This window comes from Neisseria sp. HMSC058F07 (genome assembly GCF_001810035.1).
Lineage (GTDB): Bacteria > Pseudomonadota > Gammaproteobacteria > Burkholderiales > Neisseriaceae > Neisseria > Neisseria perflava.
Genome location: NZ_KV799672.1, coordinates 1 through 1,417, shown reverse-complemented (window position 1 = coordinate 1,417; position 1,417 = coordinate 1). Strand labels below are relative to the sequence as shown.

Genomic DNA, 1,417 nt, shown 5'->3' with positions numbered 1-1,417 from the left:
CCAAGTCGGCATACCGCGCGAGATGACCGATATTCATGGCAATCTCTTATGGTACGGTGAATACACTGCCTGGGGTCGTCTGAAAAAAGATGAGCGGGTTTACAAGAACGCGCACCAGCCGTTCAGACTGCAAAACCAATACTTCGATGAAGAGACCGGACTGCACTATAATTTCTTCCGTTACTATGAGCCAGACACTGGTAGATTCATCAATCAAGACCCGATTGGATTAGCTGGCGGGGAAAATCTTTATTGGTTCGCTCCTAATGGGCAAGATTGGCTAGATCCTTTAGGTTTGGATAGAAAGCCAAACCACCGCTTAAGATCACAAAGGCCTAATGCGATGCGAGATCATCATACTGTTCCTCAAGAAATGCTTAAAGATGAAGATTTTGTAGCTCAATTAGAACAATGTGGACTTAAAAGTAAAAAGGCAAGACGGCAATTTATAGATCAGCAAATAGTACGTATTGATGCAAAAAAACATGATGATATACATAGGAGAGGTTGGAACCAGCAATGGAAAACTTGGTTTAGTAATAATCCTAATTTCAAATTATCTGACATAATGGATCAAATACAAGTTATGATGAAACAACACAACATTCCTAGAGCAACTAGAAATTATGTTAGAAAATATAAACGAAATGGGCCAACTGCCTTTATAATTGGAAAAAAATAATAGATTTTTTGTAAAAGGTAATAATTATGAAATTATTTGAAGTTTATAGCGATCTTTCCTCATTTTCTGAAAAAACTGATATTTACGGCGATTTTGCTCATATTTTATGGGAAGGACATGCCTCTAAAAAAACTAGAAATGTTCCTAGCCCTGAAATATATATTGATCGACTAGGTCCTGATGTACCAGAGGCCTATGTATCGAATAGAAGCTTGATAGTTTCCCAGAAAATTAAAGATTCTTTATTTACTTCAGGACTAACGGGATTTACTGCAATTCTTGCTGTCAAAAATAAAATTATTAAGTGTGATTGGAAAAATCTTTCAGAAGATTATTTTGAAAAATATTACTCCATTGATGATGTAATTGATAAAGGTAGGCACAATCAATCAATTGCAGACAAAATGCCAAATTTGTGGTGGATAAAAGCTAATGATTTTATTAGTTTTCATAAAAAATCTCCTCAAGAATGCGATTATGCTATTGATAATGAATCAGATTTTTATCATGGTACAGGGGATAAATTAGGAGTTTTTGTTTCTGAAAAAGCTAAAAGCTTTATGGAATCTTTATGCTTACCATTAAAATATAACGAACTTTGAATCTTATTTTTTTATTTAACAAGTGTAGTCTACATGAGTAATAGGTGCTCCTAGCATACACGTAATCAACACTGTGAGGCCGTCTGACAAAAATTACTAAAACTTTTCAGACGACCTCACTATCTTCTTTGAG

2 protein-coding genes are annotated in these 1,417 nt (G+C 34.9%); both read left to right on the top strand.

Annotated features, from left to right (window positions below; all coding sequences use genetic code 11):
• The coding region (locus HMPREF2696_RS11745; protein WP_249967826.1) for an RHS repeat domain-containing protein at positions 1 to 682 on the top strand (682 nt) is incomplete at its 5' end.
• Between the two features lie 26 nt (positions 683 to 708).
• Positions 709 to 1,284 carry a hypothetical protein gene (locus HMPREF2696_RS03365; RefSeq protein WP_070587819.1) on the top strand — a complete coding sequence of 192 codons (576 nt, stop codon included), beginning with the start codon at positions 709 to 711 and terminating at the stop codon, positions 1,282 to 1,284.
• Positions 1,285 to 1,417: the final 133 nt, after the last annotated feature.